The organism is Dietzia sp. PP-33 (assembly GCF_033790845.1).
In the GTDB taxonomy this organism is placed as follows: Bacteria; Actinomycetota; Actinomycetes; order Mycobacteriales; family Mycobacteriaceae; genus Dietzia.
The window spans coordinates 361,083-375,481 of record NZ_JAMYEI010000003.1 but is presented as its reverse complement, the minus strand read 5'-3'; the positions used below and the strand labels follow the sequence as shown (position 1 = coordinate 375,481).

Genomic DNA, 14,399 nt, shown 5'->3' with positions numbered 1-14,399 from the left:
ACCAGCCTAGTGAGGTCCGGCGGCCGGCGAGTACCGGTGACGGTGGGATCAGACCCGGTTGCTGACGGATCGGGCCCGAGGTGAGAGAATGAACACGTGGCTGCCAAGAAACTGACCTACGACAACCCGGGATGGCCCGACGACTCGTTCGGCGAGCACCCCGTGACCGAACTAGCTGCGCTCGTGGCGGGGGGACTGTCCCCCTTCGGACAGGAGATCTTCCCGTTGCCGCAGCGGCGCCTGGACTACGTCCACCCGGACCCCGTGGTCCACAGGACCGTGTACCAGCCCCGCTGACCCCCGGCACGCGCGGGACACGACGACAGGGCCGCCCTCCCCGTAGGGAGTGGCGGCCCTGTCGTCGCGGTCTGGTCGAGCGGTATCAGTTGGCCAGGTAAGTGGAGAAGAAGCCGTCCACGGCCGACTGGTTGTCGGCGTACGCGGCGTCCACGAGATCCTTGTTGGCCTGGTAACCGTCCGTGATCGGGAGCGCGATGCCGCGCCCCTCGGCGAACGCGGAGAGCGTCGCCACATGGTCGGCGGCGGTGACGGCCTCCGGTGCCGCGGGGGCGGCCGGGGCCGCGGGAGCGGGGGCGGGGGCCGCCTGGGCGACGTCACGGGGCGTCGGGGCGGAGTTCAGTCCGAGCTTGGCCGAGCAGGCGGGCCACGCTCCCCAGCCCTGGCCGGCGAGGGTCTTCTCGGCGATCGCGATCTGCTGCTCGCGGGTGGCCTGGTTGGCGGTCGGCGCGTACTGCGTGCCGCCGTAGGCCGCCCAGGTGCTCGGCGAGAACTGCAGGCCACCGTGGTAGCCGTTGCCGGTGTTGATGCCCCAGTTGCCGCCGGCCTCACACTGGGCCAGACGGTCCCAGTCGGAGTCCGGGGCGGCGCTCGCGGCCGGTGCGAGGGCGAGCCCGGCGGCGGAGAACGCGGTGCCCGCGAGGACGACCTTCACCGCCGTCCTGGGCGCGGAGGCGGGGGTGGCAGCGCGGTGGCGTCCGGTGTTCGAGGTCATATACGCGTCAGTCCTTTTCACTCTGTGCCTACGGGGTGAGCTGTCGGGTTCGGACGAGTGCGCCCGGCCGCCTGCGGCGGCTTCACCCCCAGGCGACCTGAGGTCGCCGGCCCGTGGTGGGCCCTGATCGGGTCCCCCGTCCCCGCCCGGTAACGGTCAGTGTCGCATCGGCCGCAGGGCGGGGTTAGGTGGTGCGTCCGATGCCAACTCGCTGACGAGTCTGCATCGAACTGTAGCGGCTTGATGCCGGATCGTCACCATTCTGAGATAAAACCAGGTCGCAGAGGTCGACGGCCTCGGCGTTATCTGCTCGTTACCAGCGAGTTCGAGAAGTGGTGGGTCTGGTCACACCCTGGGAGGCCGCGAGCCCAGGATCGCGTACAGCAGGCCCAGGAGGAATCCGACCGGGGTGAAGACCATCGCACCCACGTAGAGGACGGTGGGTGCGTCCCGACCGAGGACGAGCGGGGTGGCCGCGGCGAGAACCGTGAACACCACTCCGACCGCGAAGATGGCCAGCGCCGCGACGAACAGGCCGCGGCGTCGCGGGCGGGTCGGGGCGGGCTCGGCCGTGCGGGGTGCCCAGGGATCGGGGTCGTCGGCGGGTCGTCGAGCGTCTGAGGTCACACGGGGAGGCTACCGGCCCCGCGGGGGCGGCGGACCAACGCGTGGGCGAGGGTAGTCTCTGAGGTTGGTCGAGGTTGCCGGGCGTGCGTGCGCACGCCCGTGTGGAGAGGTGGTTCGCGGTGCCCAGTGGCAGGGTCAAGTGGTACGACGCGGAGAAGGGCTTCGGCTTCCTGTCCCACGAGGGCGGGGAGGACGTCTACGTCCGCTCGGACGTGCTCCCGGAAGGGGTGGACACCCTCCGGCCCCGCCAGCGCGTGGAGTTCGACATGGTCTCGGGCCGGCGCGGCCCGCAGGCCCTGCGCGTGGTCGTCCACGAGGAGCCCTCCGTCGTCCAGGACCGCGCGCCTCGTGGCGGCCCCAGGCACTCGGCCGACGAGCTGCACGGGATGGTCGAGGACATGATCAAGGTGCTCGAGACGACCGTCCAGCCGGAGCTGCGTCGCGGCCACCGTCCCGACCACAAGGTGTCGGGGCGCGTGGCGTCCGTGCTCCGTGCGGTCGCCCGCGAACTGGACGCGTGACCGGCCTGCTCACCCCTCGTAGGTGACGCCGACCGACCACTCGCCGTTGAGGATGGTCTCGGAGCCGTCGGCCGCGTAGACGATCGCGACCGCGCGGATCGCCAGGCCCTCGATCCGGCCCTCGTCAGGGAGGGTGACCGGGATGAGGAGCTCGCCCGGCCCGTCCGGTCCGACGGTGTACTCGCGCACCCCGTCGGCGCGGATCTCGTAGACGTCGAGGGTGGCCCGGCGCAATTCCACCGGGAGCCGGACGGTGAGGGTGTGTTCACCCCGTACGGTGAACTCGCCCACCGGGTTGCTGTAGCTGGTGCCGTCGAGGTCCGTGGCGGTGAACGGGAGCACCTCGACGTGGTCGCGATCGGTGGCGACGGTGATCGCGGGCAGCGCCCCGTGGCGGGAGACGGATCCCTGCCACGCACCGACGATCGCGGCGACCATGATGATCATCCACGCCAGGATCGCCCAGGTGACGGGACGGACGCGGGGGCCGGAAGAGGGGGCATCGCTGGGGGAGCTCACTCCTCCATTCTGCCGAGCAGTCGGGCGCCCAACGCACGGGGGTCGCGTGGGACACCCGGGAACCTCGGTCGGTTGCCGCCGAGACCGGGGACCAGGGTGGACCCGTGCGCGGTGAGCAGCGACTGACCGAACAGCAGGGCGCCCACGGCCGCTATCGCGGAGAACCCGATCGCGAAGTCCGGCGGCAGCAGGACGCCGAGGGCGCCCCCGGAGACCCAGGCCAACTGCAGGGCCGTCTCGGAGCGTCCGAACGCCGAGGAGCGTGCGGAGTCCGGGATGTCGGTCTGGATCGACGCGTCGAGGGCCACCTTGCCGAGGGCGCTGCACACCGCCGCGATCAGCGCGAGACCCGCGGCCGCCCAGATCGTGCCGAGCAGCGCGGCGACCACCGCCGCCGCCAGTGCCGCCCCCGCCGCGGTCGAGGTGATCCGGCCCGGTCGGCCCAGGGGGAGGCGGGCGCCCACCGCGTTGCCCGCGAAGGTACCGAGTCCGCCGGCCGCTCCCGCGATCGCGAGGATCCCGGCCTGCTCCGCGGCCGAGGCGTTCTCCTGGGCCTTGGCCACGAAGGCCAGGAACAGGGTGAGGAAACCGGTCATGAAACGGACCATGGACACGGCCCACAGGTCGGCGAGCACGTTCCGGCCGAGGGGCCTGGTGAGGACAGCCTTGAGTCCGCTGGTGAGGGGATGGCCGCCGTCCACGCGCAAGGTCGCGGACTCCTCGTCCAGGGAGGCCTCGGCGTGCGCGGGGATGGTCATCGCGACGTACGCCGCCACGAGCGCGACCCCCGCGAGCAACCACAGGGCGGCGTGGGAGTCCCACACCCACGCCACGGCCCCGGCCACGCCGCCGGCGATCAGCGACCCGCAGATGTGACCGAGCACCGTCAGGCGGGAGTTCGTCCTGACCAGGTCGAGAGCGGGTGGCAGGACGTGAGGGGTGATCGATGCCTTGACCACGCCGAACGTCTTGGACAACACGAGCATCCCCAGCGCCAACGGGTACAGCAGCCAGGAGTCGAAGTTGAGCGCGAGGACCACCGCGAGCACCGCCCGGAGGGTGAACGTCAGCGACACGGTGAGGCGCCGCCCTCCGCGCAGGCGGTCCAGAGCCGGCCCGATCACCGGGGCGATCAGTGCGAACGGCGCCACCGTCACCAGGAGGTAGAGGGCCACGTTGCCGCGGGACTCGGCGGTGGCGGCGGAGAAGAACAGTGTGTTGGCCAGGGCGACGGCGAGGATGGCGTCGCACGCGAAGTTGGCGACGGTGACGTAGCTGAGCTGCGAGAGCCCCGAGCGGTCCGCTCCGTCGGCGTGAAAGACCCGCCGCACACCCCGACCCGTCGTGGCGGCGGCCCGTCGTGCCGGCCCGGGGGAACGGTCACCCAATGAGGCGCACCTCGTACATCGACGTCCAGAGCTTCCCGGTGAGCAGGACGTTCTCGGACCCGGGCAGCGCGGCGATCCCGTTGAGCACCCCGTCCGGGTCGGCTGGTCGGGGCTGCTCGAGTCCGGAGGCGTCGTAGATGGAGGTGACCGCTCCGGTGGCCGGGTCGATGCGGATGATCTCGTCGGTCATCCACACGTTGGCGAGAACGGTGCCGTCCGCGCACTCGAGCTCGTTGATGCGCTCCACGGGTGTCCCGCCGGACGTCACCCTGACCGACCCGGTGGGCTCGAAGGTGACGGGGTCCCGGAAGGTCAGTTCGTCGGAACCGTCACTCATGATCAGCCGCGAGCCGTCACTGCACAGGCCCCATCCCTCGCCCTCGTACGACGCCTCGGAGCGGACCTCCAGTGTCTCCGGGTCGCGGTTGTGTGCGGTCCCGTTGGTCCAGGTCAGGGTCCAGAGGGTGTCCGGCGTGACGGCCAGGCCCTCTCCGAACTCGTCGTCGGCCATCGGCACGGTCACGACGGGCCCCTCACCGTCGAGGGGGCGGCGCTGCACCACCGAGCCCCCGAGCCGGCCCGTCGACTCGTAGACCCGGTCGTCCACCACCTGCAGGCCCTGGGTGAACAACCGGGGATCGTGCTCCAGGGTCCGGACGACCTCGACGGAACCCCGTGCGGGCCGGGGGTCCGACGGGCCCACCGGGACCTGCGCGCGGGCCGAGCCGCCGGAACCGGAGCCGGAATCGACCGGAAGGCTCGACGACGCGAGTGAGGCGCCGGTGGACGTCGTTCCGCCGGCGTCGTCGGAACCGGTCGCGGAGCAGGCCGCGACGGCGCCGACGAGGAGGAGTGAGACGGCGAGAGGGCCGACGGGGCCGGAGACGCTGCGCATGCCCCAAGGATGCCGTACGACGGGCCGGGCCGCGACGTCGACGCCATCATGCGCATAATGGGTCGGGTGAACACCGAGGTAGGCACGGATCAGGAGGCGGTCCCCGTGAGCACCGATCAGGCGTCCGGCTTCGACGAGGCACTGCGTGCCCGTCTGGCCTCGGGCGTCGACGTGGCACGGGCGGCTGTCGAGGAATTCGCCGCCGACGGGGTGGGAGGCCACCTCGGGATCGTCGTCGAGGCGCCCTTCACCACCACCCACCGGTTCGCCTCGGACCTCGCCGGGTACCGCGGGTGGTACTGGGCCTGTGTGCTCGCCCTGGTCCCCGGAGGCGAGTTGACGGTCGACGAGATCTCGCTCCTGCCCGGTCCCGACTCCGTGGTGGCCCCCGAGTGGGTGCCGTGGGAGAAGAGGATCCGCCCGGGTGATCTCGGCGCGGGCGATCTCCTGCCGCCCGCGGAGGACGACGAGCGGCTGGTCCCCGGTCAGTTCCTCACCGGAGACGTCGACGTCGACGAGGTCGCGGGACCCGTGGGACTCGGTCGGCCCCGGCACCTGAGCAGGGAGGGCCGATCGGCGGCCGCCGCCCGGTGGGCCGCCGAGCGCGGGCCGGACACCGAGATCGCGCGGGGCGCCAAGCACCACTGCGGCACGTGCGGTTTCCTGGTCCCCGTCGCCGGAGCGCTGGGGGCGATGTTCGGTGTGTGTGCCAACGAGTACTCGGCTGACGGACAGGTGGTCCACCTCGAGTACGGCTGCGGTGCCCACAGCGAGGTGCAGGTGAGTGCGGACTCCGCGGCCCCGGTGGCCGAGGCGTACGACGACGCCGCCGTGGACGTGGTGGTCCTGCCCCAGCAACTGGCGGCCTCCGCCGCACGAGCGCGGGGCGACATCGGACAGGACACAGCGGGACAGGACACCGCCGCGCAGGGCGACGCGGACCAGGACGACGCGGGAGAGACCGGCCGGCCGGACAGTGGCGCCGGGTCTGACGGGGCCGACCGGACCTGACCCCGGGAACCGGGCCGGGCCCTCAGACCTGGTCGAAGTCGAGACCGCTCTGTGCGCCCGCGCTGCCCCGGAGGACCGCGCGTCGCTGGAGGGCGTAGACGAGGGTGCCGAGCGCGCCCACGCCCACGCCCACCGCGCACAGGACGACCGTCCGCATGTCGACCTCGTCCACGAGCATCGCGGCCAGGAGGGCGATGGTCCACGCGAGTGTCCCGATGATGACGACGGGCCGCGGATCCAGCAGGTAGGCCGGGATCCCCGGCACCCGCGGGTCGGTCGACTGGTCCGTCATGACCGCGACGCTACCGCAGGCGGGGGGCCGGTTACTCTATGACGGTTCCTCACCCACCGCCAGGAAGGTCTCCAGATGTCGCAGAGCACCGAGGCCCCGTCGCAGCCCCCAGCCCGGCTCGGGGCGGTCGACCGGTACTTCAAGATCAGCGAGCGCGGCTCGACGGTCGCTCGCGAGGTGCGCGGCGGGCTCGTCAGCTTCTTCGCGATGGCCTACATCATCATCCTCAACCCGCTGATCCTCGGCTCGGGTGTCGACGTCGAGGGCAACCAACTGTCGATCGTCGAGATCGCCGCGGTCACGGCGTTCACCGCCGGCGTGATGACCGTCGCGTTCGGTGCGATCGCCCGGTACCCGTTCGCCTTCGCCACCGGCCTCGGCATCAACTCGCTGGTCGCCGTCACCATCGCCCAGCAGGTCACCTGGGCCGAGGCGATGGGTCTGGTGGTCATCGAGGGCGTCATCATCGTCATCCTGGCGGTGACCGGTTTCCGCACCGCCGTGTTCAACGCGGTGCCCGCGGAACTCAAGGCGGCCATCGCCGTCGGTATCGGCCTGTTCATCGCCATGGTCGGTGTGGTCGACTCGGGCTTCGTGCGGCGCATCCCCGACGCCGCCGGCACCACGGTCCCGGTCGGACTGGGCATCGAGGGATCGATCGCCTCGTGGCCGACCTTCGTCTTCGTGGTCGGCCTCCTGCTCTGTGGCGTCCTCGTGGCGCGTCAGGTCCGGGGCGGTCTGTTCATCGGCATCGTGGTCACCGCGATCTTCTCGGTCATCGTCGAGGCGATCACGAACGCCGGGCCCTCCTTCGTCGACGGTGAGCCCAACCCGACCGGGTGGGGTCTCGCGGTGCCCGGCATCCCCGACTCACTCGGCGGACTGCCCAACCTGTCCCTGATCGGACAGGTCGACCTCATCGGCGCGTTCATCCGCATCGGGCCGCTGGCCGCTGGACTGTTCGTCTTCACCCTGCTGCTCGCCAACTTCTTCGACGCCATGGGCACCTTCACCGGCCTCGGCAAGGAAGCCGAGCTCATGGACGCCAAGGGCAACCTGCCCAACATGAAGGCCGCTCTGGTGGTCGAGGGGTTCGGTGCCGTCGCCGGCGGTCTGACCTCGTCGTCGTCGAACACGGTGTTCCTCGAGTCGGCCTCCGGCATCGCGGAGGGTGCCCGGACCGGCCTGGCCAATATCGTCACCGGTGGCCTGTTCCTGTTGGCGATGTTCTTCACGCCGCTGTACGAGGTCGTCCCGGTGGAGGCCGCGGCGCCCGCCCTGGTGATCGTCGGTGCGCTGATGATCGCCCAGATCAGGGCCATCGACCTCAGCAACTTCGCGGTCGCGCTGCCGGCGTTCCTCACGATCGTGGCGATGCCGTTCACCTACTCCATCGCCAACGGCATCGGCATCGGGTTCATCGCCTGGGTCGTCATGGCCACCGCCACCGGCAGGGGGCGCACCGTGCACCCGATCCTGTGGATCGTCGCGGTCGCGTTCGTCGTCTACTTCGGCATCGGGCCCATCACCGACGCGCTGAACTGACCGGGTCCCGCCCCGTGCTCGTCGTCGACGTCTCCGATCCCGCCGATCCCCGGTTGGACGATCTCCGCGACCTCAACCACTCCGACCGCCGACCCGATCTGCCCGGTGGCCGGGGTCTGGTGATCGCGGAGGGCACCTACGTGGTGGGCCGCATGCTGGTGTCGCGGTTCCGGCCACACGTCCTGCTCGGCACGGACACGCGCCTGCAGCAACTGCGGCGCGAGGCCGCGGCGGAGGGGTGGGACGCCGACGAGCGGGCCTCCGGCGCCGTCTACCTCCGCACCACCAAGGACGTGCTGAGTGAGGTGATCGGGTTCCGGTCCAGCCGCGACATCCTGGCGGCGGCCGAACGACCGGCACCACTGGGGGTCGGCTCCGTGGTGGACGGCGCCCGCACCCTCGTGGTGCTCGAGGGCGTCAACGACCCGGAGAACCTCGGGGCCATCTTCCGCAACTGCGCTGCACTGGGGGTCGACGGGGTGCTCTTCGGCGCCTCGACCGGGGACCCGCTCTACCGGCGGGTCGTGCGCGTGTCCATGGGACACGTCCTGCGGTTGCCGTTCGCGCACCTGCCGGGGACCCCCACCACGTGGCAGCACTCCCTCGACGACCTGCGCGCGCGGGGCTTCCGGAGCGTGGCACTGACCCCCTCGGCCGATATTCCCCTCGCGCGCGCGGTCGCGGCCGACAAGGTGGCGTTCGTCCTGGGGGCGGAGGGGCCCGGACTCACCGAGCACGCCATGCGGGCGTGTGACGTCAGGGCCTCGATCCCCATGGCGGCGGGGACGGACTCGCTCAACGTGGCGACGGCCGCGGCGGTGGCGTTCTACGAGCGCTCGCGGGAGCACTGATCGCGAGCATTGACCCGGCATCCCGCGCGGGCTCGTGAGGACGGTCGCCCGGGTCGGTCAGCGCGGGGTGTACATGATGATCCCGACCCCGGCCAGGCACAACAGCGCCCCGGTGACGTCCCAGCGGTCCGGGCGGAAGCCGTCCACCGCCATCCCCCAGAGGAGCGAACCGGCGACGAAGACCCCGCCGTAGGCGGCCAGGATCCGGCCGAAGTGGGCATCGGGTTGGAGGGTGGCGACGAACCCGTACGCGCCGAGGGCCGCCACGCCCAGGCCCATCCAGAGCCACCCGCGGTGCTCGCGGACGCCCTGCCACACCAGCCACGCACCGCCGATCTCCAACAGTGCCGCCAGGCCGAAGAGCAGTACCGATTTCGCGACGATCATGGGGACCACCGGGCGGCCACCGCTCGCCTCGCGTCGACCCGGGGGACCGGCACCTGGGCTACCGCCGGTTCGAGAGCGTGCGGGACACCGCGGCCGCCAGTCCGCGCACGGTGCCCCCGAGCAGCCCGGCGGCTCTGCGGGCGGCTCCGCCGGCCGGATTCGACACCCGGGCCACCGCCCGGGTGAACGGTGCCTGCTCGTAGTCGTCGTCGGCGTACGGGGTGGACGGGTTCCCGCCGGCCGCGGCGTCGTCCCCGCGGCCGCCCCTCTGGTTGGCGGCATGGAGTTCGGCGCGTCCGGGCGCACCCACGACGTGCAGTGCGGCCCCGGTCGGCGCGGCGCGTTGGCGGACCTCGCGGCGGCCGTCGGTGGCGAACCCGTGCACGGGGACGTCGAGGCCGCCCGGGTCGAGGTCGAAACCCAGCCAGGCGCGGTGTGCTGCGTGGAGTAGCGACGACGGCGAGAAGGGCAGCGCGAGCGGGGTGTGGTCGGCCCCCTCCAGCGGGAACTCACCCGCCCAGTACGGCCGTTCGAACGGCAGGGGCATGCCCTCGTCCTCGACGATCCGGTCATCGGCCCCGGCGAACGAGCGGACGAGCCGGCCCGACTCCCAGCGCGCGAACCCGCTCACCCCGGTGTCGGGGTCGTGCGAGAACAGCAGGACGGTGGGGGCCTCGACGAGGCTCAACCACCTGTCCTCGGTCGCCGACGGCGGCCCTGCCTCCTCGAGCTGGATCTGGAGGACGGTCAGCCCGGGAAACGACCCCACGTAGACCTCCCCGGGTCCGGTCGAGGCCGAACGGTTGAGCGGGAACGCCCCCAGCGAGGCGACGGTGACGGTCGGGAAGAGGCGGGAGAGCAGTCGCCGGGCGAACCCGGGGTCCGAGGGGTGGCCCGACCTGATGGGCGCGGCGGGGTCGTCCGTGCCCAGGTACCAGAAGGTCGCGACGTGGTGGCTCATGACGGTGACTCAGTCGTCCTTACCGCGGACCCCGAGCAGGACGTCCTCCCACGACGGCATGGTGGGGTGCCGACGGGTGGTGCGACGCTCGGGTTCGGCCGGCGGGTGCTGCAGGAAGTGGTCGTCGACGGGCGTCGTCGACCCGGGGGAGTGCTCGGCGGCGGGCCGGGACTGCTCCTCCGGATCGGCCGCGGGCTCCCGCCGCGGGGAGGCGCCGGGCGCGGGCACCGCACGGATCGGCGGGGGGCCCGGCGGGAGAGGGGGAGGGGAGGAGACGGTGCGCAGGGCGGTGGCCCGGGAGGGGTCGAGGATGTGCTCGGCCTCGCCGTCGAGCGCCCGGGCCGAGCCCCCGTGGGAGTCGGGGACGAAGGACCAGGTGGCGGAGGCGTCGTCGGACAACCCGGCGGGCCAGGAGGTACGCACGATCCACCCGCCGGCCCGGTCGCGCCAGGCGTCCCAGGCGACGACGTCGGGATCGATGCCGCGGTGGTCGAGAGCGGACTCGACCCGTTCGGCGAGGGTGTCGAGCGCGGGTCCGTCCGGCAGCACCGGATGCGACGAGCGGGCCAGGTCGGCGGCGTTCGCACGTTCGAGCAGGACCGGGACGGCGAACCCCTCGATCCGGGACATCGGCACCCCGGCGTCGGCGGCGACGTCCTCGGGTGCCGCGCCGTGCCGGATACGGTCCTGGATCTCGCGCGGGCGCAGTGTGCCGGTGACGGGCACGCGCCGGGCGTCGACCGAGGGCACCGCCTCGCCTCGCGCGGCGGCGCGGAACCGGTCGTCGAGGGGGAGGGTGAACTTCTCATCGGAGTCCGGGGCCTCACACTCGACCACCGACGAGTCGGCATCCACCCCGATGATCCTCAGCTTCCGCATGCCGCCTCCTGAACTCCTCGTGGTCCCGTGGGCGGCTCGATGTGGCGCGCACCCGGGTCCTGGGCGCTGCTGCACATGGTAGGGCAGCGCAGCCCACCCGGCGCGGTGACGGGCCGGGTGGGCTGCGGAAAAACCGTGCGGGTGCGTCCGTGGGCGACGCGGGGACGTCGGGTCAGGCGAGCTGGCCCACCACGTGGTCGATGCAGCGGGTCAGCCGCGTGACGTCCTCGGGGTCGATGGCCGGGAACATGCCCACGCGCAACTGGTTGCGGCCGAGCTTGCGGTAGGGCTCGGTGTCGAGGATGCCGCCCGCGCGCAGCGCCTTGGCCACCGTGGCCGCGTCGATCTTCTCGTCGAGGTCGATCGTGCCGACCACCTGCGAGCGGTGCCCGGGCTCCGTGACGAACGGCGTGGCGTACTCGCTGGCCTCGGCCCAGTCGTAGAGCCGCGACGACGAGTCCCTGGTCCGGGCCACGCACCAGTCCAGGCCGCCCTGGGTGTTCATCCACTCGATCTGGTCGGCGAACATCAGCAGGGTCGCCACCGCCGGCGTGTTGTAGGTCTGGTTCTTGGCCGAGTTGTCCACCGCGGTGGGCAGCGACAGGAAGTCCGGGCACCAACGATCGGTGGCCGCGATCTCGGCGACCCGCTCGAGGGCGGCCGGGCTCATGATGGACACCCAGATGCCGCCGTCGGAGGCGAAGCACTTCTGCGGCGCGAAGTAGTAGACGTCGGCGTCGTTCATGTCGACCGGGAGGCCGCCCGCGCCGGACGTGGCGTCGATGGCGACCAGGGCGTTCTCCGAACCCGCCGGGCGGGACACGGGGACCATCACCCCGGTGGAGGTCTCGTTGTGGGCCCAGCCGATCAGGTCCACGGACGGGTCCGAGGTCGGTTCCGGGGCCGACCCGGGCTCGGCGGAGATGACGACGGGGTCCTGCAGGAACGGCGCGCCACCGGTGACCTTGGCGAACTTGGACGAGAACTCCCCGTAGGTCAGGTGCAGGGACTTCTCCCTGACCAGGCCGAACGCCGCGGCGTCCCAGAACGCCGTGGTCCCGCCGTTGCCCAGCACCACTTCGTATCCCTCGGGCAGGGAGAACAGGGACGACAGGCCCTCGCGCACCCGGCCGACCACGTTCTTGACCGGCGCCTGCCGGTGGCTCGTGCCCATCACGGTGGTGGCGGCGTCGGACACGGCCGCGATCTGCTCGGGACGGACCTTGGACGGGCCGCACCCGAACCGTCCGTCGGCGGGCTTGAGGTCGGCGGGGATGGTGGGCAGCTGATCGCTCATGCTCTTGGGGTGCCGTTCCTTGTCGTGGGATGTCGGATCGTCTCCATCGTAGTCCGGGCCGTCCCGGGCCCGGAGTAGCGTCTGGGACATGGAGGATCCAGTACTCGAACCGGCCGACTTCGACACGATGCGGGTCGGCTACGGCCTGCACCCCCGGTTGGATGTGGCCGATCTGCAGGGCGACTGGTTGCCGCTGTTCGCGGCGTGGCTCGACGAGGCCGGGCGTCGGGGGGTGCGTGAGCCCAACGCGATGGTGCTCGGCACCGTCGGTACCGACCGTCGGCCGTCGACCCGGACGGTGCTGTGCAAGGGTGCCGACGAGCAGGGCCTGACCTTCTTCACGACGACGAGCTCGCGCAAGGGCACCCAGCTGGCCGAGTCCGGCTACGCATCCGCCACCTTTCCCTGGTTGGTGGTGGAGCGGCAGGTCCACGTGGAGGGCCCCTGCCATCCGCTGGACCGGGCGGACAGCCTCGCGTACTGGCGCACGCGCCCCAGGGGCTCGCAGGTGGCGGCCTGGGCCTCGGAACAGTCCCAGCCGGCGGCGACGGTCGAGGAGTTGGAGTCGCTCTACGCGGTGGCGCAGGAGAGGCTGGCGGACGTCGACGAGGTCCCGATGCCCGACCGGTGGGGTGGCTACAGGCTCCGCCCGGACCGAGTGGAGTTCTGGCAGGGGGGCCGGGACCGCTTCCACGACCGGGTCGAGTGCCTCCGCCGGGAGGACGGGTGGACGGTTCGGCGACTGCAGCCCTGATGAGCGTCGTCACCGCCCGGTGGTGGTCCGCCCGTGGATACGGGCCCGGGGGGAGTGGGCCGGAGCACGCTTCGGAACCACGGCAGGCCTCACGGTAGGGTGTGGCACAGCACATTCGTGGCGGGACTTGGCCGCCGGGACCAGTCGTCGGAGAGGGAATCGCGTGACCGCAGGCTCGAACGGTTCGGACCGCAAGGCAACACTGTCCTACCCCGGCGGTGAACTCGAACTAGACGTCGTCGACGCCAGCGTCGGGAGCGATGCGGTGCAGCTCGGTCCGCTGTTGGCCAAGACGGGGATGACCACGCTCGACGTGGGGTTCGTCAACACCTCCGCGTGCACCTCCTCGATCACCTACATCGACGGTGGCGAGGGGATCCTGCGTCACCGCGGGTACCCGATCGACCAACTCGCGGCAGGCGCCTCGTTCCTCGAGGTCTCCTATCTGCTCATCTACGGTGAGGACCCCACCGAGGCGCAGCTCGCCGAGTTCACCGACAAGGTGCTCGGCGAGACCACGTTGCCCGGCCAGATGATGCCGCTGCTGCAGGCCTTCCCGCGGGACACCCACCCCATGCCGGTCTTCTCCGCCGGCGTGAGCCTGTTCGGTACGCATGGCGACGACCTGGACATCGACGACCCCAAGGCCGTCGACCTGGCGACCGCCAGGCTGCTGGGCCGCGGCCCGACGCTCGCCGGTGCCATCGAGCGCATCCGCTCGGGCCACGACGCCGTCGACCCGGATCCCTCTCTCGGTTACGTCCGCAACTTCCTCCGGATGACGTTCGGGCCGGACTACGAGGTCACCGACGAGGTCGCCGACGCACTCGACATGTTGCTGGTGCTCCACGCCGATCACGAGCAGAACTGCTCCACCTCGACCGTCCGCATGGTCGGCTCCTCCGAGGCCCCGCTGTACGCCTCCATCACCGGCGGCATCAACGCGCTGTACGGGCCACTGCACGGCGGCGCGAATCAGGCTGTGCTGGAGATGCTCGAGCGGATCGACGCCGAGGGCGGCGACGCGACCGACTACATGGACCGCGTCAAGAACAAGGTCGACGGCGTCAAGCTCATGGGCTTCGGCCACCGCGTCTACAAGAGCTACGACCCGCGCGCCCAGATCGCCAAGAAGCACGCGCACGCGCTGCTGTCGCAGAGCAACGATCCGCTCCTGGAGATCGCGCTCAAGCTCGAGGAGACAGCACTGGCCGACGACTACTTCGTCGAGCGCAAGCTCTACCCCAACGTGGACTTCTACACCGGTCTCATCTACCGCGCGATGGGCTTCCCGACCGAGATGTTCACCGTGCTGTTCGCGCTCGGCCGGATGCCCGGTTGGATCGCACACTGGCGCGAGATGCGCGAGGATCCGTCCACCAAGATCAACCGCCCGCGCCAGGTCTACACCGGCCCGGCCGAGCGGACGTTCACGCCGATCGGTCAGCGTTGACCACCTA

General features: G+C 71.5%; 17 protein-coding genes and 1 riboswitch. Of the genes, 7 read left to right on the top strand and 10 right to left on the bottom strand.

Going from position 1 to position 14,399, the window contains the following annotated elements; translation table 11 throughout:
- Nucleotides 1-96: 96 nt before the first annotated feature.
- Nucleotides 97-297, top strand: a complete 201-nt coding sequence (locus NJE57_RS07985; protein ID WP_319027849.1) for a hypothetical protein — start codon at nt 97-99, stop codon at nt 295-297.
- Between the two features lie 85 nt (nt 298-382).
- On the opposite strand, the gene NJE57_RS07980 is transcribed toward NJE57_RS07985, so the two are convergent.
- Both NJE57_RS07980 and NJE57_RS07975 read right to left on the bottom strand, forming a co-directional pair.
- Nucleotides 383-1,012, bottom strand: a complete 630-nt coding sequence (locus NJE57_RS07980) for a transglycosylase family protein (protein ID WP_319027848.1) — start codon at nt 1,010-1,012, stop codon at nt 383-385.
- 11 nt (nt 1,013-1,023) lie between these two features.
- A riboswitch (cyclic di-AMP (ydaO/yuaA leader) is annotated at nt 1,024-1,180 on the bottom strand.
- Between the two features lie 177 nt (nt 1,181-1,357).
- A complete protein-coding gene (locus NJE57_RS07975) occupies nt 1,358-1,639 on the bottom strand; it encodes a hypothetical protein (protein WP_319027847.1) in 282 nt (93 codons plus the stop codon).
- Between the two features lie 119 nt (nt 1,640-1,758).
- Here NJE57_RS07975 and NJE57_RS07970 point away from each other — a divergent pair, with 119 nt between their 5' ends.
- Nucleotides 1,759-2,160 (top strand): cold-shock protein, encoded by a 402-nt coding sequence (locus NJE57_RS07970; protein ID WP_319027894.1) that lies wholly within the window; start codon nt 1,759-1,761, stop codon nt 2,158-2,160.
- A gap of 9 nt (nt 2,161-2,169) precedes the next feature.
- Here the strand turns inward: NJE57_RS07970 and NJE57_RS07965 are convergent, their stop codons facing one another.
- The 3 genes from NJE57_RS07965 to NJE57_RS07955 are packed head-to-tail and all read right to left on the bottom strand — an operon-like array spanning nt 2,170 to nt 4,962.
- Entirely contained in the window at nt 2,170-2,679 is a 510-nt protein-coding gene (locus tag NJE57_RS07965; RefSeq protein WP_319027846.1) for a DUF2771 family protein, read from the bottom strand.
- Nucleotides 2,676-4,067, bottom strand: a complete 1,392-nt coding sequence (locus NJE57_RS07960; RefSeq protein WP_319027845.1) for an MFS transporter — start codon at nt 4,065-4,067, stop codon at nt 2,676-2,678. The genes NJE57_RS07965 and NJE57_RS07960 overlap by 4 nt, the downstream gene beginning before the upstream one ends.
- Nucleotides 4,060-4,962: a glutaminyl-peptide cyclotransferase gene (locus NJE57_RS07955; protein ID WP_319027844.1), complete on the bottom strand. Its 903-nt coding sequence runs from the start codon at nt 4,960-4,962 to the stop codon at nt 4,060-4,062. Before NJE57_RS07955 ends, NJE57_RS07960 begins: the two co-directional genes overlap by 8 nt.
- A 57-nt stretch (nt 4,963-5,019) precedes the next feature.
- On the opposite strand from NJE57_RS07955, the gene NJE57_RS07950 reads away from it, so the two are divergent.
- Nucleotides 5,020-5,973, top strand: coding sequence for a DUF3027 domain-containing protein (locus tag NJE57_RS07950; protein ID WP_319027843.1), 954 nt, complete (start codon nt 5,020-5,022; stop codon nt 5,971-5,973).
- A 22-nt stretch (nt 5,974-5,995) separates the two neighbouring features.
- Here NJE57_RS07950 and NJE57_RS07945 read toward each other — a convergent pair whose 3' ends face one another.
- The gene (locus tag NJE57_RS07945; protein ID WP_319027842.1) at nt 5,996-6,265 is read right to left on the bottom strand and encodes a DUF2530 domain-containing protein; all 270 of its coding nucleotides are present in this window, start codon (nt 6,263-6,265) and stop codon (nt 5,996-5,998) included.
- 75 nt (nt 6,266-6,340) lie between these two features.
- Here NJE57_RS07945 and NJE57_RS07940 point away from each other — a divergent pair, with 75 nt between their 5' ends.
- Both NJE57_RS07940 and NJE57_RS07935 read left to right on the top strand, forming a co-directional pair.
- Nucleotides 6,341-7,810, top strand: coding sequence for an NCS2 family permease (locus NJE57_RS07940; protein WP_319027841.1), 1,470 nt, complete (start codon nt 6,341-6,343; stop codon nt 7,808-7,810).
- A 14-nt stretch (nt 7,811-7,824) separates the two neighbouring features.
- Nucleotides 7,825-8,661: an RNA methyltransferase gene (locus tag NJE57_RS07935; protein ID WP_319027840.1), complete on the top strand. Its 837-nt coding sequence runs from the start codon at nt 7,825-7,827 to the stop codon at nt 8,659-8,661.
- Nucleotides 8,662-8,718: 57 nt separating this feature from the next.
- On the opposite strand, the gene NJE57_RS07930 is transcribed toward NJE57_RS07935, so the two are convergent.
- The 4 genes from NJE57_RS07930 to serC all read right to left on the bottom strand — a co-directional run bounded on the left by NJE57_RS07930 (nt 8,719) and on the right by serC (nt 12,185).
- A complete protein-coding gene (locus NJE57_RS07930) occupies nt 8,719-9,048 on the bottom strand; it encodes a YnfA family protein (protein WP_319027839.1) in 330 nt (109 codons plus the stop codon).
- 58 nt (nt 9,049-9,106) lie between these two features.
- Nucleotides 9,107-10,009 carry a DUF6928 family protein gene (locus tag NJE57_RS07925; protein ID WP_319027838.1) on the bottom strand — a complete coding sequence of 301 codons (903 nt, stop codon included), beginning with the start codon at nt 10,007-10,009 and terminating at the stop codon, nt 9,107-9,109.
- Nucleotides 10,010-10,018: 9 nt separating this feature from the next.
- Nucleotides 10,019-10,888 (bottom strand): septation protein SepH, encoded by an 870-nt coding sequence (sepH, locus tag NJE57_RS07920; RefSeq protein ID WP_319027837.1) that lies wholly within the window; start codon nt 10,886-10,888, stop codon nt 10,019-10,021.
- 172 nt (nt 10,889-11,060) lie between these two features.
- Nucleotides 11,061-12,185 carry a phosphoserine transaminase gene (gene serC / locus NJE57_RS07915; RefSeq protein ID WP_319027893.1) on the bottom strand — a complete coding sequence of 375 codons (1,125 nt, stop codon included), beginning with the start codon at nt 12,183-12,185 and terminating at the stop codon, nt 11,061-11,063.
- An 88-nt stretch (nt 12,186-12,273) separates the two neighbouring features.
- Between serC and pdxH the strand changes: the two genes are divergently transcribed.
- Together pdxH and NJE57_RS07905 are read left to right on the top strand one after the other, a co-directional pair.
- Complete coding sequence (gene pdxH, locus NJE57_RS07910; RefSeq protein WP_319027836.1) at nt 12,274-12,939, top strand: pyridoxamine 5'-phosphate oxidase; 666 nt, start codon at nt 12,274-12,276, stop codon at nt 12,937-12,939.
- Nucleotides 12,940-13,102: 163 nt separating this feature from the next.
- Nucleotides 13,103-14,392: a citrate synthase gene (locus tag NJE57_RS07905; protein ID WP_319027835.1), complete on the top strand. Its 1,290-nt coding sequence runs from the start codon at nt 13,103-13,105 to the stop codon at nt 14,390-14,392.
- Nucleotides 14,393-14,399 lie beyond the last annotated feature (7 nt).